Annotated in this window: 1 protein-coding gene; it reads left to right on the forward strand. The window is 46.9% G+C overall.

The genetic code is table 11. The features are described 5' to 3' along the window. A partial coding sequence (locus AAEZ03_RS28660; protein ID WP_502947993.1) for a hypothetical protein occupies positions 1–241 on the forward strand: 241 nt, incomplete at both ends.

Raw genomic sequence — 241 nt, forward strand, 5'->3', positions numbered from 1 at the left:
CAAAAAGACTGAGCGGCGGGCTTTACTGTGGGATATTTTAAAGAAACTTGCCGTCTTTGCTGCGCCTTATAAGCTATTGATTGTTGCAACACTGATATTAACGGTACTTGGTTCCTTTACCGCACAGGTCAATGCCTTTGTGCTGCGCTATGCGGTTGATACTTTGACCGAAATTGCTACCCTTGCCGATCCTTGGGACGCGGGTTGGCGAATGCTAGGTATTATTAGTGCGGTGCTATTG

Source organism: Pseudomonas sp. HY2-MNA-CIBAN-0224, from assembly GCF_040310285.1.
GTDB classification, from domain to species: domain Bacteria; phylum Pseudomonadota; class Gammaproteobacteria; order Pseudomonadales; family Pseudomonadaceae; genus Aquipseudomonas; species Aquipseudomonas helleri.